The organism is Pseudonocardia sp. D17 (assembly GCF_036984265.1).
In the GTDB taxonomy this organism is placed as follows: domain Bacteria; phylum Actinomycetota; class Actinomycetes; order Mycobacteriales; family Pseudonocardiaceae; genus Pseudonocardia; species Pseudonocardia benzenivorans.
The window spans coordinates 1-26,934 of the sequence record NZ_BPRG01000051.1 but is presented as its reverse complement, the minus strand read 5'-3'; the positions used below and the strand labels follow the sequence as shown (position 1 = coordinate 26,934).

24 protein-coding genes are annotated in these 26,934 nt (G+C 74.2%); 11 read left to right on the top strand and 13 right to left on the bottom strand.

Features of this window, described 5'->3' with window-relative positions; translation table 11 throughout:
- Nucleotides 1-33: 33 nt before the first annotated feature.
- Together PSD17_RS11650 and PSD17_RS11645 are read right to left on the bottom strand one after the other, a co-directional pair.
- Nucleotides 34-1,407, bottom strand: a complete 1,374-nt coding sequence (locus PSD17_RS11650) for an ATP-dependent 6-phosphofructokinase (RefSeq protein ID WP_339122639.1) — start codon at nucleotides 1,405-1,407, stop codon at nucleotides 34-36.
- A gap of 113 nt (nucleotides 1,408-1,520) precedes the next feature.
- Nucleotides 1,521-1,931 carry a TIGR03618 family F420-dependent PPOX class oxidoreductase gene (locus tag PSD17_RS11645; RefSeq protein ID WP_041759405.1) on the bottom strand — a complete coding sequence of 137 codons (411 nt, stop codon included), beginning with the start codon at nucleotides 1,929-1,931 and terminating at the stop codon, nucleotides 1,521-1,523.
- Nucleotides 1,932-2,102: 171 nt separating this feature from the next.
- On the opposite strand from PSD17_RS11645, the gene PSD17_RS11640 reads away from it, so the two are divergent.
- The 5 genes from PSD17_RS11640 to PSD17_RS11620 all read left to right on the top strand — a co-directional run bounded on the left by PSD17_RS11640 (nucleotide 2,103) and on the right by PSD17_RS11620 (nucleotide 6,232).
- Nucleotides 2,103-3,014, top strand: coding sequence for a hypothetical protein (locus PSD17_RS11640; RefSeq protein ID WP_132975304.1), 912 nt, complete (start codon nucleotides 2,103-2,105; stop codon nucleotides 3,012-3,014).
- Entirely contained in the window at nucleotides 3,011-3,595 is a 585-nt protein-coding gene (locus PSD17_RS11635; protein ID WP_339122640.1) for a class F sortase, read from the top strand. The genes PSD17_RS11640 and PSD17_RS11635 overlap by 4 nt, the downstream gene beginning before the upstream one ends.
- A 93-nt stretch (nucleotides 3,596-3,688) precedes the next feature.
- On the top strand, nucleotides 3,689-5,203 hold the full coding sequence (locus PSD17_RS11630; RefSeq protein ID WP_339122638.1) for an MFS transporter: 1,515 nt from the start codon (nucleotides 3,689-3,691) through the stop codon (nucleotides 5,201-5,203).
- Entirely contained in the window at nucleotides 5,200-5,784 is a 585-nt protein-coding gene (locus tag PSD17_RS11625; protein ID WP_103383412.1) for a TetR/AcrR family transcriptional regulator, read from the top strand. Before PSD17_RS11630 ends, PSD17_RS11625 begins: the two co-directional genes overlap by 4 nt.
- Nucleotides 5,785-5,821: 37 nt before the next feature.
- Entirely contained in the window at nucleotides 5,822-6,232 is a 411-nt protein-coding gene (locus tag PSD17_RS11620; RefSeq protein WP_013673748.1) for an SRPBCC family protein, read from the top strand.
- A 69-nt stretch (nucleotides 6,233-6,301) separates the two neighbouring features.
- Here the strand turns inward: PSD17_RS11620 and PSD17_RS11615 are convergent, their stop codons facing one another.
- A complete protein-coding gene (locus PSD17_RS11615; RefSeq protein WP_339122637.1) occupies nucleotides 6,302-6,703 on the bottom strand; it encodes a VOC family protein in 402 nt (133 codons plus the stop codon).
- Between the two features lie 20 nt (nucleotides 6,704-6,723).
- A complete protein-coding gene (locus PSD17_RS11610) occupies nucleotides 6,724-7,890 on the bottom strand; it encodes an acyl-CoA dehydrogenase family protein (RefSeq protein ID WP_013673746.1) in 1,167 nt (388 codons plus the stop codon).
- A 117-nt stretch (nucleotides 7,891-8,007) separates the two neighbouring features.
- On the opposite strand from PSD17_RS11610, the gene PSD17_RS11605 reads away from it, so the two are divergent.
- Nucleotides 8,008-8,502: a hypothetical protein gene (locus PSD17_RS11605; protein ID WP_339122636.1), complete on the top strand. Its 495-nt coding sequence runs from the start codon at nucleotides 8,008-8,010 to the stop codon at nucleotides 8,500-8,502.
- A gap of 35 nt (nucleotides 8,503-8,537) precedes the next feature.
- On the opposite strand, the gene PSD17_RS11600 is transcribed toward PSD17_RS11605, so the two are convergent.
- On the bottom strand, nucleotides 8,538-9,092 hold the full coding sequence (locus PSD17_RS11600) for a carboxymuconolactone decarboxylase family protein (protein ID WP_013673744.1): 555 nt from the start codon (nucleotides 9,090-9,092) through the stop codon (nucleotides 8,538-8,540).
- 214 nt (nucleotides 9,093-9,306) lie between these two features.
- Here PSD17_RS11600 and PSD17_RS11595 point away from each other — a divergent pair, with 214 nt between their 5' ends.
- A complete protein-coding gene (locus PSD17_RS11595) occupies nucleotides 9,307-14,928 on the top strand; it encodes an ATP-binding protein (RefSeq protein ID WP_013673743.1) in 5,622 nt (1,873 codons plus the stop codon).
- Nucleotides 14,929-15,046: 118 nt separating this feature from the next.
- Here PSD17_RS11595 and PSD17_RS11590 read toward each other — a convergent pair whose 3' ends face one another.
- Nucleotides 15,047-16,276 (bottom strand): glycoside hydrolase family 3 N-terminal domain-containing protein, encoded by a 1,230-nt coding sequence (locus PSD17_RS11590; RefSeq protein WP_013673742.1) that lies wholly within the window; start codon nucleotides 16,274-16,276, stop codon nucleotides 15,047-15,049.
- Between the two features lie 64 nt (nucleotides 16,277-16,340).
- A complete protein-coding gene (locus tag PSD17_RS11585; protein ID WP_013673741.1) occupies nucleotides 16,341-17,339 on the bottom strand; it encodes a glutathione S-transferase family protein in 999 nt (332 codons plus the stop codon).
- Nucleotides 17,340-17,407: 68 nt separating this feature from the next.
- On the opposite strand from PSD17_RS11585, the gene PSD17_RS11580 reads away from it, so the two are divergent.
- On the top strand, nucleotides 17,408-18,580 hold the full coding sequence (locus tag PSD17_RS11580) for an acetyl-CoA hydrolase/transferase C-terminal domain-containing protein (protein ID WP_339122635.1): 1,173 nt from the start codon (nucleotides 17,408-17,410) through the stop codon (nucleotides 18,578-18,580).
- Nucleotides 18,581-18,611: 31 nt separating this feature from the next.
- Here the strand turns inward: PSD17_RS11580 and PSD17_RS11575 are convergent, their stop codons facing one another.
- The gene (locus PSD17_RS11575; protein WP_339122634.1) at nucleotides 18,612-19,538 is read right to left on the bottom strand and encodes an SDR family oxidoreductase; all 927 of its coding nucleotides are present in this window, start codon (nucleotides 19,536-19,538) and stop codon (nucleotides 18,612-18,614) included.
- A gap of 98 nt (nucleotides 19,539-19,636) precedes the next feature.
- Between PSD17_RS11575 and PSD17_RS11570 the strand changes: the two genes are divergently transcribed.
- Nucleotides 19,637-20,425 (top strand): TetR/AcrR family transcriptional regulator, encoded by a 789-nt coding sequence (locus PSD17_RS11570; RefSeq protein WP_339122633.1) that lies wholly within the window; start codon nucleotides 19,637-19,639, stop codon nucleotides 20,423-20,425.
- Here PSD17_RS11570 and PSD17_RS11565 read toward each other — a convergent pair.
- From PSD17_RS11565 to PSD17_RS11550, 4 genes are all read right to left on the bottom strand, one after another.
- Nucleotides 20,395-20,892, bottom strand: a complete 498-nt coding sequence (locus tag PSD17_RS11565) for a GtrA family protein (protein WP_339122632.1) — start codon at nucleotides 20,890-20,892, stop codon at nucleotides 20,395-20,397. The two genes, PSD17_RS11570 and PSD17_RS11565, sit on opposite strands and share 31 nt — an antisense overlap.
- Before the next feature lie 110 nt (nucleotides 20,893-21,002).
- The gene (pcaG, locus tag PSD17_RS11560) at nucleotides 21,003-21,596 is read right to left on the bottom strand and encodes a protocatechuate 3,4-dioxygenase subunit alpha (protein WP_013673736.1); all 594 of its coding nucleotides are present in this window, start codon (nucleotides 21,594-21,596) and stop codon (nucleotides 21,003-21,005) included.
- Nucleotides 21,589-22,311, bottom strand: a complete 723-nt coding sequence (pcaH, locus tag PSD17_RS11555) for a protocatechuate 3,4-dioxygenase subunit beta (RefSeq protein WP_339122631.1) — start codon at nucleotides 22,309-22,311, stop codon at nucleotides 21,589-21,591. The genes pcaG and pcaH overlap by 8 nt, the downstream gene beginning before the upstream one ends.
- A complete protein-coding gene (locus PSD17_RS11550; protein ID WP_013673734.1) occupies nucleotides 22,308-23,489 on the bottom strand; it encodes a 4-hydroxybenzoate 3-monooxygenase in 1,182 nt (393 codons plus the stop codon). Before PSD17_RS11550 ends, pcaH begins: the two co-directional genes overlap by 4 nt.
- Nucleotides 23,490-23,557: 68 nt before the next feature.
- On the opposite strand from PSD17_RS11550, the gene PSD17_RS11545 reads away from it, so the two are divergent.
- Together PSD17_RS11545 and PSD17_RS11540 are read left to right on the top strand one after the other, a co-directional pair.
- Nucleotides 23,558-24,310: an IclR family transcriptional regulator gene (locus tag PSD17_RS11545; protein WP_103383414.1), complete on the top strand. Its 753-nt coding sequence runs from the start codon at nucleotides 23,558-23,560 to the stop codon at nucleotides 24,308-24,310.
- A 268-nt stretch (nucleotides 24,311-24,578) separates the two neighbouring features.
- Entirely contained in the window at nucleotides 24,579-25,472 is an 894-nt protein-coding gene (locus PSD17_RS11540) for a hypothetical protein (RefSeq protein WP_013673732.1), read from the top strand.
- Nucleotides 25,473-25,569: 97 nt separating this feature from the next.
- On the opposite strand, the gene PSD17_RS11535 is transcribed toward PSD17_RS11540, so the two are convergent.
- Complete coding sequence (locus tag PSD17_RS11535; protein ID WP_339122630.1) at nucleotides 25,570-26,868, bottom strand: competence/damage-inducible protein A; 1,299 nt, start codon at nucleotides 26,866-26,868, stop codon at nucleotides 25,570-25,572.
- Nucleotides 26,869-26,934 lie beyond the last annotated feature (66 nt).

Genomic DNA, 26,934 nt, shown 5'->3' with positions numbered 1-26,934 from the left:
GGGGGCGGAGAGGCGGGGGCGGAGAGGCGGGGCTCAGGCCAGCTGCGGGGGCTGGCCCGTCGACTCCAGGACCGACATCCACAGGTCACCGTGCGGGTCCACCTGGTTGCGCCTGCTCACCGCGAGCCGCATCGGGATGTGCACGAACCGGCGCCGGTACCGTCCGACGACCATCGCCGTCCGGCCCGACATCGCCGCGTGCACCGCCGCCTGCGAGAGCCGGGTGCAGTAGACGCTGTCGTAGGGGTTGGCCGGCACGCTGCGGATGGCGTAGCTCGGGTCGATGTAGCGGACGGCGGTCTCGATGCCCGCGGCCTCGAAGTCGTCGACGATCCGCCGGCGCAGGTACGGGCCGATGTCGGTGAGCCGGGCGTTGCCGGACGCGTCGGCGACGGTCGGGCCGGTCGCCACCAGGTCCTGACCCGCACCCTCCGCCACGACGACGACGGCGTGCCCGCGCTCGGCGACGCGCCGCCGGACGTGGGCGAGCAGCCCGCCGTCGCCCTCGAGCGCGAACGGCACCTCGGGGATCAGCACGACGTCGGCGTCGCTGCGGGCCAGCGCCGCATAGCAGGCGATGAAGCCCGAGTGCCGGCCCATCAGCTTGACCAGCCCGACGCCGTTGGCCATCGACTTCGCCTCGACCCGCGCCGCCCGGATGGCGTCGCTCGCCAGCGCGAACGCCGTCTGGAAGCCGAAGCTCTGGTCGATGTAGGGGATGTCGTTGTCGATCGTCTTCGGGATGCCGACGACGGCGATCCGCAGCCCTCGCTCCCGCACGACGCGCGCGATCTCCATGGCGCCGCGCATCGACCCGTCCCCCCCGACGACGAACAGGACGTTGACGTGCGTGTTCTCCAGGCAGTCGACGATCTCCTCCGGGTCCTGGTGGCCGCGTGAGGTGCCGAGGACGGTGCCCCCGTCGACGGGGATGTCGCGCACGGAGTCCGGGGTCAGCTCGACGACGTCGTGGCCGTAGGCGGGGACGAACCCCTGGTAGCCGTTGCGGAAGCCGATCACCCGCCGCACCTTGTAGTGGTAGGTGAGACTGCGGACGAGGCCCGCGATGACGTCGTTGAGCCCGGGGCACAGGCCGCCGCAGGTCACGATCCCGGCACGGGTCTTCGACGGGTCGAAGAAGATGCTCCGCCGCGGCCCGCACGGTTCCATCCCCGGCAGGTCCTCGAGCCGGCCGCCGCGCGCGGCGATGCCCGCGACGGTGTCGTCGAGCAGGACGCGGTCGTCCTCGTCGACGTAGTGCTCGCTGGTCCGGCGGGCGTGCAGCAGTGGCTCCAGCGGCGAGACGATGCGGCCGGGGCCGAGGGTCTCGATCGAGAGGTCGGGTGCGGTCCCGGCGCTCGTCGGGGGTGGTCCGACCAGGTCGAGGTGGGGGGCGGCTTCGCTCATGGGCGTCCCTCGCGCGCCCGTGGCGCACGCAGCTCGTCGGGGCCACGTCGCGACGCCGGGACGCGGGTCTGAACCGTTCCAGTCTGCCGCAGGACAGCCGCGCTCGACAGGGGTCAGCGCATCCCGAGCATCCGGTCGAGCGTGATCTCGACGACGACACGGCGCGGGTTGACCCGCGGGACCCGGTAGCGCTGCGCGTAGCGGTGCTCGGCGTCGGCGACCGAGTCGCGGTCGGTGCGCAGCACGGCGACACCCTCGAGGCTCGACCACCTCGGCCCGTCGACCTGCGACACGACGGCCCGCACCCCCGCCGCCCCACCCGCCGCGACGTTGCGTGCCTTCTGCGACGTCCCCGAGCAGATGACGCGCGCGATCCCCTGCTCGACGTCGAGCGTCACGCCGACCGGCACCACGTGCGGGCTGCCGTCGCGACGCGGCGTGACGAGGACGCAGAGATGGCGCTCGGTCCAGAACTGCCGGAACTCCGGCGACGGGTCGACGATCACCCGTCCAGCGTCGCTCACCCCTGACCGGTGCGCGCGTCCGGGGTGATCGTCGACGCAGCGTCGCCCACCACATCGAGCGATGCCGTATCGGGTGACATCGACGCTGGTCACGGGCCGTCGACGCTAACGTTCCGCCACCGATACCGACCCACAGCTCCCCCGACCCGACGACCGAGGAGGGGTCTCTTCGTGCTACCCGGAAACCGGACCGGACGGCTGACCGCGACGACCGTGCTCGCCGTCGTGGCCTTCCCGCTAACCGGCGCCGTCCTGGCGGGCCCGGCCGCCGCGGACCCCGCCCCCACGTCGATCCTCGCCGCCGTCGCCGCCCCCGCCACCGCGCCGGCCCTCGCCGGCACCGTCGCGGCCCCCGCCACCGCGTCGACACTCGCCCGCACCGTCGCTGCACCCGTCGCGGTCGCGGTGCTCGCCCCCGGCGCGGCACCCGCCACCGTCGCAGCGCGCGATCTCGCCGCGCGAGCCCCTGCCCAGGCGCCCGGCTGCGCCGAGTTCCCCGACCAGGCCGCAGCGCAGGCCGCCCTCGACTCCGGCGCTGGCGACCGGGCGCTCCTCGACCCCGACCACGACGGTCGTGCCTGCGAGGACCACCCGTACCCGGCGCCCGTCTCCGTGCCCCCGGTGGCCCCGTCCTCGTCCGCTCAGGTGCCGCTGATCCCGCTGGGAGCGGTCCCCGCCGGTGACGGGTCGGCCGCCGCGGCGGCCGACCCGAGCACGTCGATGACCGTGACGCTCGACCGGGCGGGCGGCGCCGCGTTCGTCGGCGGGCTCGCGATGGTCGTCGTGCTGGCGATCGTGGGGATCGCGACGGTGGTGGCGTCGGGACGGATGCTGATCGCGGGCGTCCGGGGCAGGACCGTGACCACCACGTCGCCCGCGGACCACGAGCGCCGTCCCCCGGCTGCCCCGATCCCCGCCCCGCGCCGCGGGCCCGACGACACCGCCGAACCGACGCCCGACGAGGTCGCGCCGGCGCCCGGCCAGGTCGCGCCGACGGCGCACGACGAGGTCGTGAGTGGCGATGGTCGCCAGGGCGACCATCGCCGCGCACAGCGGCCGGAGCACGCCGGGGAGCGCCGCTGAACCGTGCGTGGGCGGCGGTCCTGTGTGCCGCGGCGCTGGCACTCGCACCCCTCGCCACCTCGAAGGGGCCACTGGCGGGCGGGGTCGCCTCCCCCGAGCGTCCGACGACGCGCCCCGCCGCCGCTCCGCTGGTCCCCGCCGTTCCGGTGCGGGTCACCGCCCCGGCGATCGGTCTCGACGCGCCGGTCGTCCCGCTCGGCCTCGACGCCACCGGAGCGCTCGCCCTGCCGCCGGACGCCGCGGTCGCGGGCTGGTACACCGGCGGCCCGAACCCGGGAGCGCTCGGGCCCGCGGTCGTCGCCGGGCACGTCGACTGGCACCACCGGGTCGGTGCGTTCGCCCGGATCGGCGCGTTGACCCCGGGCGACCTCGTCGACGTCGCCCGGCTCGACGGCTCTGTCGCGACGTTCGAGGTGCAGACGGTGCGGCGCGTCGCCAAGGACCGCTTCCCCACCGCGCAGGTCTACGGCGACCTGCCGGGCGCCGGGCTGCGGCTGGTCACCTGCGGGGGCCGGTTCGATCCGGGGACGCAGGGTTACGTCGACAACATCATCGTGTGGGCCGCGCTGGTCGGAACGTGACCTTGTCCGCGATGCCGGTGCCCGAGTTGTGCGGAGTGTGCGGGACATGGTCCTCTATCAGGTGAACTCGTGTTCACCCGAATTGGAGCACATGTGGCGACAGTCGCGCCCCGCCGAGCTCGTCCCGCCGTCGTCACCGCCGTCCTGTGCTCGAGCGGCCTCGCGGTCGCGCTCGTGCAGACCCTCGTCGTGCCGCTGCTGCCGCAGTTCCCGCAGCTGCTGCACACGACCGGCTCGACGGTCTCGTGGCTGATCACGGCGACGCTCGTCGCGGGTGCGGTGTCGGCCCCGGTCCTCGGCCGGCTCGGCGACATGTACGGCAAGCGCCGGATGCTGCTGTCGTCGTTGGTCCTGGTCACGGCGGGATCGGTGCTGGGCGCCGTCGCCCCGACCATCGGGGTGCTGCTGGTCGGGCGGGTGCTGCAGGGGGCGTCGTTCGGCGTCATCGCGCTGGGGATCAGCATCCTGCGCGACGAGCTCCCCGAGGAGCGGGTCGGCGGCGGCATCGCGCTGATGAGCTCGTCGCTGGGCATCGGGGCGGCGGTCGGGCTGCCGCTGGCGGGCGTCGTCGCGGAGGTCGTGTCGTGGCGGTACCTGTTCCTCGGCGTCGGGCTGCTCGGGCTGGCGCTGACCGTCGCGGTGAGGACCGTCGTCCCGGAGTCCGCGGTGCGCAGCGGCGGCCGGTTCGATCTGCTCGGGGCCGTCGGTGTGACGCTCGGCCTGGTCTGCGTGCTGCTGCCGATCTCCAAGGGCTCGGAGTGGGGCTGGCGCAGCCCGGCCGTGCTCGGGCTGCTCGCGGCGGCGGCCGTCGTGTTCCCGCTGTGGGGCCGTCACCAGCTGCGGACGCCGGGCCCGCTCGTCGACCTGCGGGTCACCGCACGCCCCGCGTTGCTGCTCACCAACATCACGACGGTGCTCGTCGGCTTCGCGATGTTCGCCTCGTTCGTGATGACGACGCAGATCCTGCAGGCCTCCCCCGCGAGCGGCTACGGGTTCGGGCTCTCGCTCGTGGCCGCCGGCGTCGCGATGCTGCCGATGGGCGGTGCGATGGCGCTGCTCTCGCCGGTGTCGGCGCGGATCTCGGCCTGGCGCGGCCCCCGGACGACGCTCGTGCTCGGCGGCATCCTGCTGGTCGCCGGCAACCTCGCCTCGGCCGCCCTGCCCCGGGGACTGGGCATGGTCATCGTCGCGATGACGATCATCGCGATCGGCTGCGCGATGGCCTACTCGGCGCTGCCGCTGCTGGTCATCCGGGCGGTCCCGCAGTCCGAGACCGCCGCGGCCAACAGCCTCAACACGCTGATGCGCCAGCTCGGGACGTCGACGTGCACGGCTGTCATCGCGGCGATCACGTCGGCGATGACCCTGCACGCGGGCGGGCTCGCCGTCCCGCCGCGGGCGTACACGATCGTCTTCGTCGTGGCCGCGGCGACGGCGCTGGTCGGGACGGCGCTGGCCGCCGTCACCCCGTCCGCCGCGGGCGAGGACACCGGCGACGACCACACCGGTAGCGACGGCCCCGGCGACTGCACCACCGGGCACGGCGGCACCGGACACGGTGGCACCGGACACGGCGACCCGGCGCGGGCGACGCTGAGGGCGGCATGAGCGGCACGGTCGCGGCCACCCGGCCGGCCGGGGAACGCCGCTGTGCCGCCGACACCCGGGAGGCGCTGCTGCGCGCCGCGCGCCGGCACTTCAGCGTGCACGGCTACGCCGGTGCGACGTTGCGCGCCATCGCCGCCGAGGCCGACGTCAGCGCGGCGCTGCTGGTGAAGTACTTCGGCAGCAAGGAGGGCCTGCTCACCGCGGCGGCCGACCTGGAGGCCGAGACCGCCGCGCTGCTCGACGCCCCGAACGCCGACCTCGGCCGGCACCTCGTCGCGGCGCTGCTCGACATGCACGACCGCGCTCAGGTCGATCCGCTGCTGCGCGTGGTGCTGACGGGCCCGCGGCCGGGCGGGGAACGCATCGTCGAGGAGCTGGAACGGCGGCTGGTCGGTCCGCTCGCGGCCCGGCTCGCCGGCCCGGACGCACGGCTGCGCGCGGAACTGGTGTGCGCGCAGCTGATCGGGCTGGGTGCCCTGCGACTGCTGCTGACCGCGCCCGGGATGGTCGCCGAGTCGCCGGCGGCGCTCGTCGAACGGCTCGGACCGATCCTGCAGGCCTGGATCGACCCGCCCGCGTAGGGCGGTTCGCGGCCGGCGCTCGGGGTACCCGCGGGCCATGGGCGACTACGAGCACCGCACCACCGTCGCGGCGGACCCCGACGCGCTGTTCGACTACCTCTCCGACGTGCACCACCTGCCCGACTACTTCGCGGCGATGCGCGAGGCCGAGCCGACCGGCGAGCGCTCCCACGGCCACGAGGAGGTGCGCGTCGTCGCCGAGGTCGAGGGGACCCGCCGCGAGGGCGAGGCGTGGATCGACGCCGACCGCGACGCCCGCACGCTCTCATGGGGCTCGGAGGGCCCGAACGGCTACGGCGGCGCACTGGAGGTCGGCGGCACGCCGGGGGACGCGACGGTCACCGTGCGGCTGCACACCGAGCGGGCCGACGGCCCCGGCATCCGCGCCGGCCTGGAGCAGACGTTGGCCGAGATCAAGACCGCGGTCGAGGGTACGTCGACGTCCTGAGAAGCGGCGACGTGCCCAGGTCGTGCGTGGCGATGGTCGCCCTGGCGACCATCGCCGCTCACAGCGGGCTCAGCGGACGTCGCGGCGGATCGGGTGCTCCGGCGGTACCTCCACGATGACGATCCGGGTGCCGTCGGGGTCGGCGATCCACATCTCGTCGAGACCCCAGGGCTCGCGGCGGGGTTCGCGCAGTACGCGCACGCCCCGGTCGGCGAGCCCGGTGTGGGTGGCGGCGAGGTCGCGCACCTGCAGCCACAGCCGCAGCCCGGCCCCCTCGGCGTCGGGGGTCGCACCCTCGGCGCCGGGTTCGGCGGCGTGCGCGGACACCTCCAGCAGCCCGTTGCCCAGGAAGAACATCGTGCCGCCGGGGAACTCGCGGTACACCGCCAGCCCGAGGACGTCGCGGTAGAAGCGCAGCGCGGCGTCGGGATCGGCGGGCCGCAGGATCGCGCGGCTGCTCAGGATCTCCACGCCGCCAGAGATTAGGGGGCTCAGTACGACCGCGGCAGCCCCAGCACGTGCTCGGCGACGTAGTTCAGCACCATCTCCTGCGAGATCGGGGCGATCTTCATCAGTCGCGACTCGCTCCACCAGCGCCCGACGTCGTACTCGTCGGCGTAGCCGAAACCGCCGTGGGTCTGCATCGCGCGGTCGGCCGCGTAGTGCCCGGCCTCCGCGGCGAGGTACTTGGCGGTGTTCGCCTGCTCGCCGCACGGCAGGCCGGCGTCGTAGCGCCACGACGCCTCACGGATCGCGAGCTCCGCCGCCCGCAGCTTCATGTGCGCCTCGGCCAGCGGGAACGCGATGCCCTGGTTCTTGCCGATCGGACGGCCGAACACCTCGCGGCCGTTCGCGTACTCGACCGCCCGCCGCACCGACACCCGCCCGATGCCGAGGGCCTCGGACGCGATGAGGATGCGCTCGGGGTTGAGCCCGTCGAGGAGGTAGCGGAAGCCCTTGCCCTCCTCGCCGACGCGGTCGGTGACGGGGACGCGCAGGTCGTCGTACCGGGTCTCGTTGGACGCGACGGCGTTGCGACCCAGCTTGGGGATCGGCCGGATGTCGACCTCGGGGACCTGCAGGTCGGCCAGCAGCAGCGTCATGCCGTCGGTGCGCTTGGCGCACTCCTCGATCGGCGTGGTGCGCACCAGCAGCAGGACCTTCTCGCAGTCGCCGGCCTTCGACGTCCACACCTTCTGGCCGCGAACGACGTAGTGGTCGCCGTCGAGCCGGGCCCGCGTCGTGATCGACGTCGTGTCGGTCCCCGAGTCCGGCTCGGTCACCCCGAACGCGACGTGCAGGTCGCCCGACGCGACCCGCGGGAGGTAGCGCTCCCGCATCTCCTCGCTGCCGTACTTGACGACGGGGTTCATCCCGAACACCGACAGATGGATCGCGCTGGCGCCGTTCATCCCGGCGCCGGACGCGGCGACCTCCTCCAGCACGATCGAGGCCTCGGTGATGCCGCGCCCACCGCCGCCGTACTCCTCGGGGATCGCGATGCCGATCCAGCCGCCCTCGGCCATGGCCTTGTAGAAGTCCCACGGGAAGCGGTGCTCGGCGTCGCAGGCGCGCCAGTACTCGTCGCCGAAGTCACGGCAGACGGTGCGCACCCCCTCACGGATTGCACGGTGATCGTCGTCCTCGGCGAAGTCCACGCCGCCGATGATGCACGCCCGGCGTCCGCGACGCAGCCTCCCGACCGACCGGACGGTCCGTTGTTGCGCGACGGTGCCCGATTTGGTGGGGTCGGGAGCCGACAGGGGGTGACCGGAGTGACGGTCAGGGCGGAGAAGACCGGGTTCTGGCGGTCGCACTACGCGGTGACGCTCGACGGCCGGCCCGCCGCGACGTTCGACAGCAGCACGTGGAGGGGCGGCGGCACGTTCGAGACGCGCGACGGACGGTCCTACCGCGTGGTCGCCCGCCGGTTCGGCAGCCACTACGAGCTCTGCCGCGTGCTCGGATCCGACGACGTGCTCTCCGAGCCGCTGGCCGTCGCCGAGCGGGTGGGCCGCAGGAACTGGTCGATCAGCGAGTCCGACGGCACGACCTACCGGTTCCGCCGCCGCTCGTTCTGGGGCAGCGAGCAGGACCTGCTCGGCCCGGACGGCATGCCGGTCGGTGAGGTCCGCAGGCTCAGCGTGTGGCGCGGCGGGGCGCGCGCCGAGCTGCCGGGGATGGCCGAGGAGCTGCAGGTGTTCGTCGTCGCCGTCGTCATCTGCATGTGGGACGCACAGGCCGCGGGAGCGACCGCGGCCGCGGGATGACGCGTCCCGCGACCGGGTGCCCGGGCGCCGGGCGGTCAGGTGCTGGCGCGGATCGCGCCGAGCTCCGCGGCGTCGTCCGGGTCGATGCGCAGGGCCGTCATCATCCGGGCGAGCCCGAGGTAGTGCCCGGCGAGCAGCATGACCTCGACGATCTCGCGCTCGTCGAGGTGGGCCGCGAGCGCGGCGTAGCGGTCGTCGGGGACCTGCCCGTCGCGCACGAGGTCGGCGACGACGTGCAGCGTCGCGGTCTGCCGGGCGTCGAAGCAGGGCGCGGTGAGCTCGCCGCGGTCGAGTGCGTCGACCTGCTCGTCGGTCGCACCCGCGGCCCGCGCGATGCCGACGTGCTGCTCCCACTCGTAGCGCGCGGCGAGACGGCCGACCTGCATGATCACCAGCTCCCGCAGCAGCGGGTCGACGGACAGGTCGTTGAGCAGGACGCCGCCGTAGCGCAGCCACGGCCGCAGTGCCGAGGACGCGTTCGCCACCATCCCGAACACGTGCAGGTCGGGGAGCCTGCGCAGGGCGGCGGCGACGCCGTGGGGGTCTCCGTCGGGGACGGCGTCGGCGCTGACATAGGACACACGGGCCATCGCCGCAGACTATGTCGCGCCCGGCCGGGGTCGCCCACACGGACGGTTGTGCGACCCCCGTCACATCGGCTCGGGTCGCCGGAGCGGCCCGTCAGGGCTACCGATCAGTACGGACGTGAGCTGCGCGGGCCGGGGTGCCACCGGGGACCGATCCGTAGGAGCATCACCGTCGACTCGACGAACACACCAGGACGAGCCCGAGGATGATCGCTGCATGAACCCACGGACCAGCCGACCCTTTTCGCGACTGGCCGTCGTGAACCGCGGAGAACCCGCGATGCGACTGATCAACGCCGTCCGTGAGTGGAACGCCGAGGGGCACCCGCAGCTGCACGTGATCGCGGTCCACACCGCGGTGGACGCGCGGGCGATGTTCGTGCGGGAGGCGGACGAGGCCGTCCTCATCGGGCCCGACGACCCCGACCACATGGGGCCGAGCCCGTACCTGGACTACGCCGAGCTGGAGCGGGCGCTGCGCGCCTGCGGTGCCGACGCGGTGTGGCCGGGCTGGGGCTTCGTGTCCGAGCGGGCCGACTTCGTCGCGCTGTGCGAGCGGCTCGGGATCACGTTCGTCGGGCCGTCGTCGCAGGTCATGCACCGGCTGGGCGACAAGATCGAGTCGAAGCTGCTGGCCGCGCAGGTGGGCGTCCCGATGGCCGCGTGGAGCGGCGGCCCGGTGGCCGACGTCGCCGAGGCGCGCCGCCACGCCGAGACGATCGGCTACCCCCTGATGGTCAAGGCCACCGCGGGCGGCGGCGGGCGCGGCATCCGGCTCGTCACGTCACCCGACGAGCTCGACGAGGCCTTCACCCGCGCGTCGTCGGAGGCGTCGAAGACCGCCGGTGACGCGACGGTCTTCCTCGAGCGCGCGATCCGCGGCGGCCGCCACGTCGAGGTGCAGGTCGTCGCCGACGCCACCGGCGACGTGTGGACGCTCGGCGTGCGCGACTGCTCGGTGCAGCGGCGCAACCAGAAGGTCATCGAGGAGTCGGCGTCGACGGCGCTGGACGCCGAGCAGGAACAGCTGCTGCGCACCTCGGCGGCCGAACTGGTGCGCGCGGCCGGCTACGTCAACGCGGGCACCGTCGAGTTCCTCTACGAGCCCAAGGAGCGGCTGCTGTCGTTCCTCGAGGTCAACACCCGGCTGCAGGTCGAGCACTGCGTCACCGAGGCGACGACGGGCGTCGACATCGTCAAGCTGCAGCTGCACGTCGCGGGCGGCGGGACGCTGGCCGAGATCGCCCCGTCGGCCCCGCCCCCGCGGGGGCACGCCATCGAGGCCCGGCTCACCGCCGAGGACCCCGAGCGCGGCTTCGCCCCCGCCCCCGGCCGCATCGAGCACCTCGCCCTGCCCAGCGGGCCGGGCGTGCGCGTCGACACCGGCGTCGCGGCGGGCGACGTCATCCCGTCGCAGTTCGACTCCATGATCGCCAAGGTGATCGCGTGGGGCCGCGACCGCGACGAGGCCCGTGCCCGGCTCTCGCGGGCGGTCCGGCAGACCGCCGCGGTGATCGACGGCGGGACCACGAACAAGGCGTTCCTGCTCGACCTGCTCGACCGGCCCGAGGTCGCCTCCGGCGACCTGGACACGACGTGGCTCGACACGATGATGGCGGGCGGCTACACCCCGCCCCGGCGCCTCGACGTCGCACTGCTGGCGACGGCGGTCGAGGCGCACGACGCGCACGTCGAGCGGCAGCAGCAGCGGCTGTTCCTGTCGGCCGAGCGCGGCCGTCCCGAGGTCGGGCACGAGACCTGGTACCAGGTCGACGTCCGTGCGGGCGGCCAGTCCTACCGGCTGCGGGTGGCCCGGTCGCGACCGCGGCGCTACCGCGTCGAGCTCGACCTGCCCGCCGCGCCGGGGCTGCGCGACACCCAGGCCGTCGACGTCGACGTCGAGCGCTCCGGGCGGTTCGAGCGGCGGCTCACCGTCGCCGGGCACACGTACTCGGTGCTCTCGGTCGCGCAGGGGCCCGACTACCTCGTCGAGGTCGACGGGGCCGTGCACCGCATCTCCGGCGGCGAGGCGGGCCTGGTCCGCGCGCCGGCGCCGGCGATGGTCGTCGCGATCCCGGTGTCGGTGGGCGACGTCGTCGCCGAGGGCGACGTGCTCGCGGTCGTCGAGTCGATGAAGCTGGAGACCGCGCTGCGCGCGCCGGTGTCCGGAACGGTCGCGGAGATCCTGGTCGCCGCGAACACCCAGGTCGAGGGCGGCACGAAGCTCGTGCGGCTGGAGCCCGACGAGTCCGGCGACACCGCGGGCGACGCGGTCGACCGCGTCGACCTCGCCGCGTTCGACGACCGCACGGCGACCGCCGACCCGGCCACCCGCGCCGCCGACGCCCTCGCCGCGCTGCGCGCGCTGGTCCTGGGGTTCGACGTCGACGAGCGGGAGGCCCGGCCGCTGCTGGCCCGGCTGGCCGCCGCCCGCGAGGAGCTGCCGGCGGGCGACCCGCGCACCGTCGCGGGCGAGATCGACGTCCTGCAGATCTTCGCCGACCTCGGGGCGCTGTCGCGCAACCGTCGCGCGGCCGACGGCGAGGCCCCCGACGGCTCGACGATCGACGCCGAGGCGGCCCGCAACCCCCAGGAGTTCCTCTACGCCTACCTGCGTTCGCGCGACGCCGACGCCGAAGGGCTGCCCGAGTCGTTCCGGACCCGCCTGCGCCGCGCGCTGGCGCACTACGGCGTGACCGACCTGGAGCCCTCGCCCGACCTCGGCCCGGCGCTCTACCGGATCTTCCTGGCCCACCGCCGCGCCCGCGCGCAGGCCGCCGTGCTCTCCGAACTGCTGCAGTGGCGGCTGCACCATCCCGACGCGCTGCCCGCCGACGCCCGCGACCGCTACCGGCAGATGCTCGACAACCTCGTCACGGCCACGCAGCTGCGCTTTCCGGTCGTCGGCGACGTCGCGAGGCAGGTGCGCTACCGCTGCTTCGACGCGCCGCGGATCACCGAGGCCCGCCGCGCGGTGCAGGAGGAGGTCGCGCGGCGGCTCGTCACGCTGCCCGCCGAGGGGCCCGAGCGGGCGGCCGCGATCGAGGAGATCGTCGCCGCCGGCGAGCCGATCCTCGAGGTGTTCACCGAGCAGCAGCACGCGGCGATGCTCGAGGTGATGACGCGCCGCTACTACCGGATCCGGCCCGTCGCCCCGGTCGAGGTCGCCCACCACGACGGCCGGCCGCTGCTCACGACGTCCTACACCGCCGGCGGGCACGCGTACACCGTCCTCGCGACGGTCGCCAGCGGCCGCGCCGGCGTCGACGACCCGGGCGCCGACGCGCCCGCCGCCGTCTCCACCGACCTGCACCGGATGATCGGCACGCTGCCGCCCGGCAACATCGCGCTCATCGACCTCTACGTCACCTCCGACGACTCCGCGGGCGCCGAACCCGACGCCCGCGCCGAGCGGATCGCGGCGAAGGTCGGGCAGATCCCGGCGGCGGTCGGCCGCGTCGCCGTCGCGGTGCGCCGCGCCGACGGCGACGGCAACGGGACGACGATGTGGTTCACCTTCCGGGCCGGGCCCGACGGCGCCCCCGTCGAGGACCGCACCCTGCGCGGGCTGCACCCGATGGTCGCCGAGCGGCTCGGCGTGTGGCGGCTGTCCGGGTTCGAGCTGACCCGGCTGCCGTCCGCCGTCGACGTGCACCTGTTCCGCGCCCAGGGCCGCACGCTGCCCGAGGACCAGCGGCTCATCGCGTTGGCCGACGTCCGGGCGCTGACCCTCGACCGCGACGAGTCCGGCACGATCAGCGGACTGCCCGAGCTGGAGCGCACCCTCGACGCGTGCCTGGACAGCATGCGGGCGGCACGGGCGGCGGACCCGCGGTCGGCCAAGCTCGACTGGAACCGGGTGCTGCTCTACGTGTGGCCCGTCGTCGACGTGCCGCTGCAGGACCTCGACGCCGTCGTCCGCACGCTCGCGCCGCGTACCGACGGGCTGGGCCTGGAGCAGGTGCTCGTCCAGTTCCGCACGAGCATCCCCGGTGAGGAGGGCACCCGCGAGCTCATGCTGCGCATGTCCCGCCCGCCCGGCGCGGGGCTGACGCTGCGCGTCACCGAGCCGCCGACGCTGCCGCTGCGCGAGCTCGACGCCTACACCCAGAAGGTCATCCGGGCGCGCCGGCGCGGCGCCGTCTACCCCTACGAGCTGGTGCCCCTGGTCTCGCGCAACCCGGACCCGGTCGGCTCGCCCGGACGTTTCGTCGAGTACGACCTCGACGAGTCGGGCACGGCCGTGCCCGTCGACCGCGCCCCGGGCGGCAACACCGCCAACCTGGTCCTCGGCGTCGTCACGACGGCGACCGAGCGCTACCCCGAGGGCATGACGCGCGTCGTCGTCATCGGCGACCCGACGAAGGCCCTCGGCGCGCTGGCCGAGCCCGAGTGCGCCAGGGTCGTCGCCGCGATCGACCTGGCACGCCGGCTCGACGCGCCGGTCGAGTGGTTCGCCGTCTCGGCGGGCGCGAAGATCGCGATGGACTCCGGCGTCGAGAACATGGACTGGATCTCCCGGGCGCTGCGGGCGATCGTCGAGTTCACCCAGGACGGCGGGGAGATCAACGTCGTCGTCACCGGCATCAACGTCGGCGCCCAGCCGTACTGGAACGCCGAGGCCACGATGCTCATGCACACCAAGGGCATCCTCGTCATGACGCCCGACTCCGCCATGGTGCTCACCGGCAAGCAGTCGCTCGACTACTCCGGCGGGGTCTCGGCCGAGGACAACTTCGGCATCGGCGGCTACGACCGGATCATGGGCCCCAACGGGCAGGCGCAGTACTGGGCGCCCGACCTCTCCGGGGCGGTCGACGTGCTGCTCGCCCACTACGCGCACACCTACACCGCGCCGGGCGAGCGGTTCCCGCGCCCGGCGCCCACCTCCGACCCGGTGGACCGCGACATCAGCGACTCCCCGCACGTCGGCGCGGGCTGCGAGTTCACCCGCCTCGGCGAGGTGTTCGCCCCGGCCACCAACCGCGAACGCAAGAAGCCCTTCGACATCCGCTCGCTGCTGCGCGGCGTCGCGGACGCCGACCACCCGACGCTCGAACGCTGGGCCGACATGCACGACGCCGAGTCCGTCGTCGTGCTCGACGCCCACCTCGGCGGGCAGCCCGTCGCGCTGTTGGGGATCGAGTCACGGCCGCTGGCGCGGCGCGGGCTCTCACCCGTCGACGGCCCGTCGCAGTGGACGGCCGGGACGCTGTTCCCGCGGTCGTCGAAGAAGATGGCCCGCGCGATCAACGCCGCCAGCGGCAACCGGCCCGTCGTGGTGCTGGCCAACCTGTCGGGCTTCGACGGCTCCCCCGAGTCGCTGCGTGGCCTGCAGCTGGAGTACGGCGCGGAGATCGGGCGGGCCGTCGTCAACTTCGACGGGCCGATCGTCTTCTGCGTCGTGTCGCGCTACCACGGCGGCGCGTTCGTCGTCTTCTCGAAGACGTTGAACGACAACATGGAGGTCGCCGCGATCGAGGGCTCCTACGCCTCGGTGCTCGGCGGCGCCCCCGCGGCCGCCGTGGTCTTCTCCGGCGAGGTCAACCGGCGCACCGCGGCCGACCCGGCCGTCGCCGCACTCGAGGCGGCGCTGGCGGAGGCCGTCGAGACGGGGGTGCAGACGGAGGTGGCGCGGCTGCGCTCGGAGCTGGCGCAGACGCGGGCCCAGGTCCGGTCGGTGCAGCTGGGGCAGGTGGCCGAGGAGTTCGACGCGAAGCACAGCATCGAGCGCGCCCAGCAGGTCGGGTCGGTCGACCGGATCGTCCCGCCCGCGCAGCTGCGCCCCTACCTCGCCGACGCCGTCCAGCGCGGAATGGCGAAGGCCCTGCGCTCGTGACCCGGTGAGTGGCGAGGTCCGGCGGGGTGGGCCTGCCCGCACTGCAGGAACGGCACTTTCCCGCAGTCCAGTTGCGGGAAAGTGCCGTTCCTGCAACGCCGTGGGGGCGGGCCGGGCCTCAGCCGCAGAGGCCCTTGTTCGCCAGGATGCGGGCGACGGCGCGGTCGTTGGCCTGCGCGGTCAACGTCCCGTCGGCCAGCGCCCGCTGCAGCGCGTCGAGGGTCGGCGTCACCGGCCCGACGTCGGACGACAGCGCCATGTCCGCCCCCGCCGCGAGCGCCTTGACCGTCGCCTGCGGCAGCGCGAACTCCCCGGAGATCGCCTTCATGGCACCGAGGTCGTCGGTGACGACCATCCCGTCGAAGCCGTAGTCGGTGCGCAGCAGGTCGTAGACGGCGGGGGTGAGCGAGGACGGCAGGTCGGTCGTCAGGCCGGGGACGTCGAGGTGCCCGACCATGACCGCGGCCCCCGTGGCGTGCAACGGCTTCCCGGGCCCGACGAGGTTCGCGTAGGGCAGCAGGTCGTCGGTGCGCAGCTGCGCGAGCGGCGGGACGCTCACCCGGCCGAGGTGCGAATCGCCGGTGGAGTGGCCGTGCCCGGGGAAGTGCTTGAGCACCGCGGTGATCCCGCCGTCGTGCAGCCCCTCGGCGAACGCCTGCGCGTACCGGGTGACGACGGCGGGATCGTTCGAGAACGAGCGGTCGCCGATGACGGCGTTCGCCGGCTGGTCGCTGACGTCGGCGTCCGGGGCGAAGTCCATCGTCACGCCGCGGGCCACGAGCGCCGCCGCCCGCGTCTTGGCGATGGCCCGCACCTGGTCGGGCGTCTTCGTCTTCGCCATGACGCGGGCGCTGGGCATCGAGCCGTCGAGCGCGTCGATGCGCTGGACTCGACCGCCCTCGTCGTCGACCGCGACGGCGACCTTCGTCGGTGACGCCGCCTGCACCGCGGCGAGCTTCCCGTTCTGCAGCAGGGCGGTCGGGTTGCCGCCGACGAAGATCCCGCCGACGTGCGAGCTCTTCACGAGCGCGACGGCCGCGGCCGGGTCGGACGGATCGACGCCGACCATGAGCCGTTGTGCCAACCGGTCGCGGGTGGACATCGCGTCGACGAGCCCGGTGCAGCTCGGCGCGGCCGGTTCGGCGGCCGCCGTCGTGGGGGCCGCCGCGGCCGGTGTGCCACCGGGCTGGGCGGCGCCGGTCGCCGGCACGGCCTGCGACGTCAGCGCCGGGCCGCCCGCTCCCGCCGCGACCCCGATGCCACCGAGCAGGGCACCGCCGACGAGTCCGACGAGGATCGGGACGACGGCACGCGTACGGCGGGGGCGGAGCGTTCGGCGCGGGGACATCACCTCGATGGTCCCAGGCGCCGCGGCCGTGGGGCATCCGGCCCACTCCCGTGGGCGTGTCCGGTCACGACAGCGGCGGGACCCGCTCCCCCTCCCGGACGGGGCCCGGCGGGGTCCCGTCGCCGAAGGGGCGCCCGCCCAGCTGTTCCCGGTCGTGCGGGTCGAGCCAGTTGCGCAGGTCGGGCCCCAGCGGCACGACGCCCGACGGGTTCACCTGGTGGTGCACGCCGTAGTAGTGCTGCTTGATCTGGGCGAAGTCGATCGTGTCGCCGAAGCCGGGCGTCTGGAACAGGTCGCGGGCGTAGGCCCACAGCACCGGCATCTCGGAGAGTTTCGACCGGTTGCACTTGAAGTGGCCGTGGTAGACGGCGTCGAACCGCGCGAGCGTCACCCACAGTCGCACGTCGGCCTCGGTGATGGTGTCGCCCATCAGGTAGCGACGGGTCGCGAGCCGGTCGGCCAGCAGGTCCAGCCGTCGGAACAGCGCGGTGTAGGCCTTGTCGTAGGCCTCCTGGCTGGTGGCGAACCCGCACTTGTAGACGCCGTTGTTGACGTCGTGGAACACGCCCTCGTTGATCTCGTCGATCTCGGCGCGCAGGGCCTCGGGGTAGAGGTCGGGGGCGCCGTCACGGTGGAACGCCGTCCACTGGGTGGAGAAGTCGAGCGTCATGTTCGCGTAGTCGTTGCTGACGACCTTGCCGCTCGCGATCTCCACCATCGCCGGCACCGTGACGCCCGCGGAGTAGTCGGGGTCGGCGGCGCGGTAGGCCTCGCCGAGGTACTCGATGCCCAGCACCGGGTCCTTGTCGCCGGGGTCGTTGTGGAACCGCCAGCTGCGCTCGTCGTGCAGCGGCCCGGCGATCCCCAGCGAGAACGCGTCCTCCAGGCCGAGGAGCCTGCGCACGATCACCGTCCGGTTCGCCCACGGGCACGCCCGCGCGACGACGAGCCGGTAGCGGCCGGCCTCCACGGGCCACGGCGACGAACCGTCCGCGGTGATTCTCTCCTGCACGCCCAGCGGTGCCCGGACGAACGCGCCCTGCTCCGCCTGATCGGTGGTCATGCCCCGAATCTAGGCCGGTGATCCGGACCACGCCGGTCCGAGCGCGCGGCTGTGGTCGAATCGGCGACGTGCCCGTCACCCTCACCGACCTCGTCCGTCCCGGCATGCGCGTCGGGCTCGCCGACGGCTGCAGCTCACCGCGCCCGCTGCACGCCGAGCTGTCGCGGGCCGCCGCGGCGGTCGGCGACGTGTCGCTGCTGCTGGGCTGGCTGCCGGCGCCCGCGCCCGAGCTCGACCCGGCCGCCTTCGCCGACGCCGTGACCGTCGCGGGCGGGCCGACGCTGCGGCCGTGGATCGACTCCGGCGTCGTCCGGTTCGTGCCGAGCCGGCTCTCGGCGGTGCCGTCGCTCGTCTCTGGCGTGCTGCGTCCCGACCTGCTGGTCGCGACGCTGGTGCGCGACCCCGACGGCTACCGGATGGCCGGTGACGCGGGCTGGGCGCGGCGGCTGGTCGAGGCGGGGGTGCCCGTCGCGGCGCTGGTCTCGCACACGGCCCCGCACGCCGACAGCGGGCCCCCGCTGCCCGACGCCGCGATCACCGTCGTCGCGGAGTCCGACGACCCGGCCGCCGGTCCCGCCGAGGTCTCGACGCCCGACCCCACCCCCGACGACGTCGCCATCGCCGAGCACGTCGCGGCACTGGTGCCCGAGGGCGCCCGCGTCCAGGTCGGACCGGGCCGGCTGGCCGCGGCGATGGTGTCGGCGCTGCGCGCGCCCGTCCGGATCGACTCCGGCCTGCTGCCCGAACCCGTCGTCGACCTCGACGCCAAGGGGCTGCTGCTCGACGATCCGGTGTGCGCCTACCTGATCGGCTCGCGGCGGCTCTACGACTGGGCCGACGGCCGTCGGCTGCTGCACCCCGTGGAGGTCACCCACGACGTCGGGCGGCTGTCGGCGGCCGCCCTCCCGCCGCTGGTGGCGCTCAACGCGGCGCTGGAGATCGACGTCGACGGCCAGGTCAACGTCGAGGGCATCGGCGCGCGCACGACCGGACTGATCGGCGGGCATCCCGACTTCGCCGCGGCCGGTGCGCGCTGCGTCGGCGGCCTCTCGGTCATCGCGCTGGCCAGCCGCCATCGCGACCGTCCGACGCTGGTCTCCCGGCTGTCCCGGCCCGTCACGACGGCCTCGCACGACGTCGAGGTCGTCGTCACCGAACGGGGTGTCGCCGACCTGCGCGGGCTGGACCGGCCCGCCCGTCGCGCCGCCCTCGTCGAGCTGTGGGGCTGCGACCCGCTGTGAGCGCGCCACGGGCCACGGCCGCCGACGCCACTCACGAGGGCGCGGCGACGGGCAGGGTCACGCCCGTGAGCCGCTCGGCCTCGGCCCACAGCCGGGACGCGACGGCGAGGTCGCGCCCGTGCCGCGGCAGCCGGGCCGGGGCGGTCTCCCCGACGAGTCCGAAGGCACCGTCGGGACCCCAGTAGCCGCCGTTTCGCGCACCCGGATCGGCGATCGCGTACAGCAGCGGCTCGGCCCCGACGACGACGTCCTGCGACGGCACGAACGGCGGCACGCCGGCCATCGGCGAGGTGCGGCCGCCCCCGAGCGTCGGACCGGCCGTCTGCAGGTTCGTGCGGGTGAAGCCCGGGTGCGCGCAGGTGCTGCGCAGGTCCCAGCCGCGGCGGCGGGCGATGTCGGCGAGCTGCTGGGCCATGAGCATGTCGGCGAGCTTGGACTGCGCGTAGGACCGCATCGGGCTCCACCTGCGCCGGGTCCACTGCAGGTCGTCGAACCGGATGCGGCCGAGCCAGGCGGCGCTGCTGCTCATCGTCGCGACGCGGGGCGCGTCGGCCCGCAGCAGCAGCGGGAGCAGCCGCACCGTCAGAGCGAAGGGGCCGAGGAAGTTGCTGCCGAACTGCAGCTCGAACCCGTCGGCGGTGGTGAACCGCCGCGGCGGGGCCATCACCCCGGCGTTGTTGACCAGGACGTGCAGCGGCTCGCCGTCCTCGACGAGCCCCTGGGCGAACTCCGCGACCGAGGCCAGGTCGGCGAGGTCGAGCCTGCGGACCTCGACCTCGGCGCCGGGGCGTCCGCGCAGGATGTCGGCGCGCGCGGCCTCGCCCTTGTCGGTGTTGCGCACGGCCATGACGACGCGGGCGCCCGCGGCCGCGAGCCGGGCGGTGGCCTCGCGGCCGGTCCCGCTGTTGGCCCCGGTGACGACGATGCGCCTGCCGCGCTGGTCGGGGACGGCGTACATGGGCGACCTCTTTTCAGACCGTCGGTCTCTTAGTCCGTCCGACGTTAACGGACCGCCGGTCCGAAAACAAGGCACCGTCGGTCTGTAATCTGTGACGCATGACGTTCCAGCGGGCCCGCAGCCCGGAGCAGCGCGCGGAGCGCAGGCGGTCGATCCTCGACACCGCCTCGGTGATGCTCGCCGAGATGCCGGTCGCGGACGTGACGCTCAACGAGCTGGCCCGCCGCGTCGGGCTCGCGAAGTCGAACGTGTTGCGCTACTTCGACTCCCGCGAGGCCGTCCTGCTCGAGCTGCTGCACGCCGCCCTGCAGGAGTGGCTCGACGCGCTGCGCTCGGACCTGCCCGCCGCCGTCGACTCGACCGGCCCCGCCGAGCGCGCCGAGCAGCTCGCGACGGCGCTCGGCGCGTCGCTGCGGGGACGACCGGTCCTGTGCGACCTCCTCGCGGCCCAGGCGTCGGTGCTGGAGCACAACGTCTCCCCCGACGTCGCGGCCCGGTTCAAGCGCACGTCGCTCGGTGACCTCGGCACGCTGGCCGACGTCGTGGCGGGCGTGCTACCCGAGCTGGGCGAGGACGCGGTCGCGTTCGCCGCGGCCGCGCTGATGGCGGCGGGCGCCGTCTGGTCGCACAGCTGCCCGTCGCAGGCCATGCGTGCGGCGTACGAGGCCGACCCGTCGCTCGCGGTGCTGGCCCTGCCGCTCGACGAGACGCTGCGGACGCTCTTCGCGGTCCTGCTGGCGGGCCTGCTCGACCGGCGCGCGCGGGGCCTGCCTGCGGGCGTCCCCGAGCCGTGGCACGTCGTCCGGGCGCACGACTCCACGCACCGGCACGACTCCACCCACCGGCACGACGGCACTCACCGGCGCAACGGCACGAAGACCCAGTAGCGCATCGCGAGGAAGCGCAGCAGCCCGCCGAGCACGCTCGCGGCGGCCACCGCGGCCGCCTCCTCCCACGCGGCCGCGGCGGGATCGATCCAGTCGAGCAGGAGCAGCACGCCGGAGCTGTAGAACGCGTAGAAGACGACGGTGCACACGTCCTGCACCGACGCCCGCCACCGTGGCGCGACCACCCCGTCGAAGGTGAACCGCCGGTTCATCTCGGTGGTGAGCGCGGTGCTCACCAGCAGCGCGACGATGTTGGCGGGCACCGGCGGCAGCCAGGTCCGCATTGCGAGGTAGAACAGGGCGTTGAGCCCGGTCCCGGTGGCACCGACGACGGCGAAGCGCACCAGCCGGCGCAGCTCCGGGTGCCGCTCACGCAGCCCGTCGAGGCGCCGCAGCGCGGCCGGCGACGGCGTCGGCGGGTGCAGGCGCAGCCCGCGCCTGCCCTGCTCGACCGCACCGTTCGCCATGCCGCGCCCCCCACCACCGTCACACCGGGCTCCGTCCTTGATCCCAGTGTTCCCGCTCGGGATGGATCTGCGCTCGCGACGAGCTGTGGATCGCCTGTGAGAAGCGCCGCTCAGACCTGGAAGAACACGGTCTCGTCGTTGCCGCGCAACGTGATGTCGAAACGCAGCTCTGCCGGCGCCGTCGCCGTTGCGACGAGGGTCGCACGCCGGTCGGCCGGGACGGTGGCCAGCACCGGGTCGGCCGCGTTCGCGGCCTCCTCGTCCGGGAAGTAGATCCGGGTGACGACGCGGTCGAGCAGGCCGCGCGCGAACACGCTGACGTCGACGTGCGGGGCCTGCCCGTCGACCGCGCCGGGCTTGAGGGTCCGGATCTCCCAGTGCCCGTCGCCGTCGGTCGGGCAGCGGCCGAACCCGCGGAAGGTGCTGCGCTCCGCCGAGTCCGGGTGGTCGAAGTTGCCCTCGGGGTCGGCCTGCCAGGTCTCGACGAGCGCGTCCGGCACGACCTCGCCCGCCCCGTCGCGCACGACGCCCCCGATCCGGATCGCACCGTCGGTCCCCTCGGCCACGACGTCGCCGCCGTCGGGCCAGGGCAGGCCCAGGCTCAGGAACGGCCCGACGGTCTGCGACGGGGTCAGGCCGAGCGGACGGCGCCCGGACACGGACTGCTCGGACACGGGCTGCCCGGACACGGACTGCTCAGTCATCGTGCGGCTCCTCGAACGGGGTCTGCTCGCGGCCGCGCAGGACGATGTCCCACCGGAAGGCCAGCGCCCACTCGGCACGGGTCGCGTCGAGGTCGAAACGCGAGATCATCCGCTCGCGCGCCTTCGGGTCGGGCACCGAGTTGAAGATCGGGTCCTGGTCGAAGAGCGGGTCGTCCGGGAAGTACATCTGCGTGACGAGGCGCTGCGTGAAGGCCGTCCCGAACAGCGAGAAGTGGATGTGCGCGGGACGCCAGGCGTTGTGGTGGTTGCCCCACGGGTAGGCGCCGGGTCGGATCGTCGTGAACGAGTAGTTGCCCGACGAGTCCGTCACGACCCGGCCGCCGCCGGTGAAGTTGGGGTCCAGCGGCGCGGGCCAGTTGTCCCGGGCGTGGGCGTAGCGGCCCGCCGCGTTGGCCTGCCACGCCTCGACGAGGGTGTCGGGCACCGGGCGGCCGTCGGAGTCGAGGACCCGGCCGGAGACGATGATCCGCTGGCCGATGGGTTCGCCCGCGTGCTGGGCCGTCAGGTCGTGGTCCGACGGCCCGATCCGCTCGGCCCCCAGCAGCGGCCCGGTGACCTCGGTGAGCCGGTGCGGCAGCACGATCGGCGGCTGCGACGGCGCGCGCAGCCCGGTGCTGCGGTACGCGGCGTAGTCAAGCGGCGGGTGGGTGCCGTCGGGCGGCGGGGTGAACGGTGCGGGGCGGGCTCGGGTCACGCGATACCTCCGTGCGGCAGTCCGGTGTAGTTCTCCGCCAGGCTCGTCGCCGCGGCGCGCGACGAGACGGTGTAGCGCAGCTGCGACAGCTGCAGGGCGCGGCCGAACGCGTCGCCGCGTTCGGTGCCGGGGTCGAAGCGGTGCAGCATCTCGGTCATGTACGACGAGAAGTGCTCCGCGCGCCACACCCGGCGTAGGCAGGTGGCCGAGTACTCGTCGAGGCCGCGGTCGGAACCGCGGTGGAAGAAGTGCTCGAGGGCGTCGGCGAGGACCGCCACGTCGGCGACGGCCAGGTTCATGCCCTTGGCGCCGGTCGGCGGGACGATGTGCGCGGCGTCGCCCGCGAGGAAGAGCCTGCCGTGCCGCATCGGCTCGGCCACCATGCTGCGCATCCCGGTGATCGACGGCTTCTCCAGGAACGGCCCCTCGTTGAGCGCCATCCCGCCGAGCCGGGTACCCAGCTCGTCCCAGATCCGTGCGTCCGACCACGCCGCGACGTCCTCGTCGGCCGGGACCTGCAGGTAGAGCCGCGTCACCTGCGGGCTGCGCATCGAGTAGAGCGCGAACCCGCGGTCGGCGGCGGCGTAGACGAGCTCCTCGTGCGTGGGCGCGGCCTCGGCGAGGACACCGAGCCAGCCGAACGGGTAGGCCCGCTCGACGACGGTGGGCGCGAACGCCTGCCGGCTCGGGCCGTGGAAGCCGTCGCAACCGGCGACGACGTCGCACTCGATCTCGCGGGTGATCCCGGCGACGTCGGTGAAGGAGACCGAGGGACGGTCCGTCGTCAGCCCGTGCAGGGCGACGTCCGCGGCCTCGAACTCGATCGTCCCGCCGTCGCGCAGCCGCGCGGCGATGAGGTCCTTGACGACCTCCTGCTGCCCGTAGACGACGATGCCGCGCCCGACGAGGTCGGCGAAGTCGATGTGGTGCAAGGTGTCGTCGAACAGCAGCGAGATGCCCTCGTGCGGCATGCCGTGGGCGTCCATGCGGGCGCCCACGCCCTCGGCGCGCAGCAGCTCGACGGTCGGGTGCTCGAGGACACCTGCCCGGACCCGGTGCTCGACGTAGGAGCGGCTGCGCGCCTCGACGACGACCGAGTCGACGCCGCGCCGGGCCAACAGGTGCGAGAGCAGCAATCCCGCAGGCCCGGCGCCGACGATCGCGACCTGGGTGCGCATGAGGGGCAGCGTCGCCGGTCGGCGCCCCGGACTCGACCCGACTTCCGCCCACCGGAAGGATGTCCGACATGTCGACGGTGACCGCGCGGGTGCTCGACCTCCTCGCCGCGTTCTCCGCCGACCGCCCGCGGCTCACGCTCACCGAGCTCGCGACGCGGGCGGGGCTCCCGCTGAGCACCGCGCACCGGCTCGTCGGCGAGCTGACCGCGTGGGGCGCGCTCGAACGCGGGGACGACGGTCGCTACCACGTGGGACTGCGGCTCTGGGAGGTCGGCGCCCTGGCGCCGCGCTCGCTGGGCCTACGCGAGACCGCCATGCCGTTCCTGGAGGACCTCTACGAGGTGACGCGGCAGAACGTCCAGCTCGCAGTGCTCGACGGCACCGAGGTCGTCTACCTCGAACGCCTGGCGGGCCGTGCCTCGGTGCACGTCCTCACCCGTGTCGGGCTGCGGCTGCCCTTGCACGCCACCGGCGTCGGGCTGGTCCTGCTCGCGCACGCCGACCCGGAGCTGCGTGAACGGGTGCTGGCCGGGCCGCTGCGCCGCTACACGGAGAAGACCGTCTGCGACCCCGAGGAGCTGCGCCGCATGCTCGCCGACGTCCGTACCACCGGCGTCGCCATCAGCGACCGGCAGATCGAGCTGATCTCGCTGTCGGTCGCCGCGCCCGTGTCCGGTCCGGACGGGACGGTCGCCGCCGCGCTGTCGGTCGTCGTCCCGGCGGAGGGCACCAACCCGCACTCGTACGTCCCCGTCGTGCGCGCGACCGCCCGGGCGATCTCTCGCGCCCTGGCGGAGAGCGACGTGACCGTGAGTAAGTGAGCACACGATCGAGAGTCACGCTGCGTGGCAATATTGGACAGCTATGTCCGATTTTCTCGGAAAATCAGTGACCTGGACCACATCCCAGAATCGTTCGTAACCCCATCGTGTGGGTCTCGTTGGAGTGATCGACACGGTGGTCGACTCGCCACCGTCCGTAACCCCCCGCCGGAGGAACCCGACCCGACACCGGACTCCCCCGTTCGTCCACAGTGGACGACGGTCGGATGCCGGGCCGGCCCGGTGACGCACACGAGGAGAACGTCCGATGCAGCTCAGCACCACCGCCCGCCGCGCCGTCGCCGGGGCAGCCCTGGCCCTGCCGATCGTCGTCGCGGTCCCGGGTGTCGCGTTCGCGGGTGACGACGACAACTACGGGGGCCCGGGCGGTCACGGCCACCACCACGGCGGCAACGGCGGCGACTGCGGCGACCAGACCGCGGTCCAGGGCGGCAGCCTCGTCGACGTCGTCGCGGGCGTGAACCCGGCGGCCAACGTCGGCAACATCCTCAACCTGTTCGGGGCCCAGGCGCAGAACGCCCAGGCCGGCAGCAACACCAACGGCGGCATCCAGCAGGCCGGCTGCGGCACCGGCGGCCAGCACGCGTTCCAGGCGGGGGACCTCGTCGGGGCCGTGCTCGGCGTCGACCCGGCCGCGAACGTCGGCAACATCGGCAACGTCGGCGGCACGCAGCTGCAGAACGCCCAGGCCGGCAGCAACACCAACGGCGGCATCCAGCAGGCCGGTGGCGACGAGCGCGGGCGGCACGAGAGCGGTCGGCACCACCGCGGCGGCGGCGACCAGGTCGCGGCCCAGGGCCCGAGCCTCATCGGCATCACCGCGGGCGTCGCCCCGGCCCTCAACGTCGGCAACATCGGCAACATCGGTGGCACGCAGGTCCAGAACGCTCAGACCGCGAGCAACACCAACTCCGGCGTCCAGCAGTCCGGTGGCGACGAGCGCGGGCGCCACGAGAGCGGCCGCCACCACCGCGGCGGCGACGCCGACCAGGTCGCGGCCCAGGGCCCGAGCCTCATCGGCGTCACCGCGGGCGTCGCGCCGGCGCTCAACGTCGGCAACATCCTCAACCTGTTCGGCACGCAGGCCCAGAACGCCCAGACCGCGAGCGAGACCAACTCCGGGGTGCAGCAGGCGCACTGATCCCACCCCACCACGGCGCGTCGGCGGGGGCCGCCGCCCGTCCACCGGACCCGGTCCACCTTCGGGGTGGACCGGGTCCGGCCGTGTCAGGCCCTGGTCAGGCGGTGCCGCCGCGCGGGGCCACCGCGCGCAGCAGCAGGTGCATCGCCGTGTCGACCGACCGCTCCCGGATGTCGGCCCGCGACCCCCGCAGACGTGGATCGCGGGCGATGACGACGCCGTCGGCCGTCGTCACGCAGAAGCAGACATAGCCGACCGGCTTGGCCTCGGTGCCGCCGCCGGGGCCCGCGACACCGGTGATCCCCACCCCGACATCGGCGCCGAACCGCCGGCGGGCACCGTCGGCAAGCGCCCTGGCGACCTCGGGCGACACCGCCCCGTGCGTCTCGATCATGTCGGCGGGCACGTCGAGCAGCGCCGTCTTCGCCTCGTTCGAGTACGCGACGACGCCACCGGCCACGTAGGCCGACGACCCGGCCCGGTCGACGAGCCTGCCCGCGAGCAGGCCACCCGTGCAGGACTCCCCCGTCGCGACGGTCAGCCCGCGCTCCAGCAGGGCCTGCGCGAGCAGCTCGTCGACCGTGGCGCCGACGTCGGAGACCAGGCGGCCGGCGTGCCGCGCGACGATCTCCCGGGCCACCTCCTCGGCGACCGCCTCCGCCCCGGGCCGCGGTCGCAGGTCGACCTCCAGCTCCGAGTGCCGCAGGCACGTCCCGATCTCGACGCCCGACACGTCGGTCGACGCCTCGATCTCGCGCAGCGTCGCCGCGATCTCCGACTCCGGCAGCCCGAAGAAGCGCAGCAGGCGAGGGTGGGCCGGTGGCACGGTCGCCAGCAGGGCCGCGAACGCCGGCGCCTCCAGCGCGCTGGGCCACATGCCCTGCAGCTCGCGCGGCGGCCCCGGCAGCACGACGGCCAGTGGCCCACCCGGCCGGTCGACGACCAGCCCCGGCGCGGTCCCCACCGGCGGCAGCGGCGTCGAGCCCTGCGGGATCGTCGCCTGCTTGCGGGTGGCCTCGTCGAGGGCGGGGCCGGCGAACCCGGTGCGGGCGCCCCAGTCGGCGAGGATGACGTCGATCTGCGCACGCACGTCCTCGTCGACGACCATGTCCAGGCCCGCGAACCCGGCCACGACCTCGGCCGTCAGGTCGTCGGCCGTCGGGCCGAGCCCGCCGCTGGTGACGATCAGCGCCACGCCCGCGCCGGCGAGGAAGTCGAGCGCCCGGACCAGGTCCTCGGGGCGGTCGCCCGCCGACACGACGTGCGCGACCTCGAAGCCCAGGTCGGCGAGCCTGCGCGCGAGCCACGGACCGTTGGCGTCGCTGATCGCGCCCGTCAGCAGCTCGCTGCCCGTCACGACGATGCCGGCACGCGGCCGGTCGGGACCTTCACCCATGAGTTGCTCCTATGTCAAGCGGCGACCGGTTGGGGACCGGTCGTTGTGCTTGTGGTGGTGTGCAGG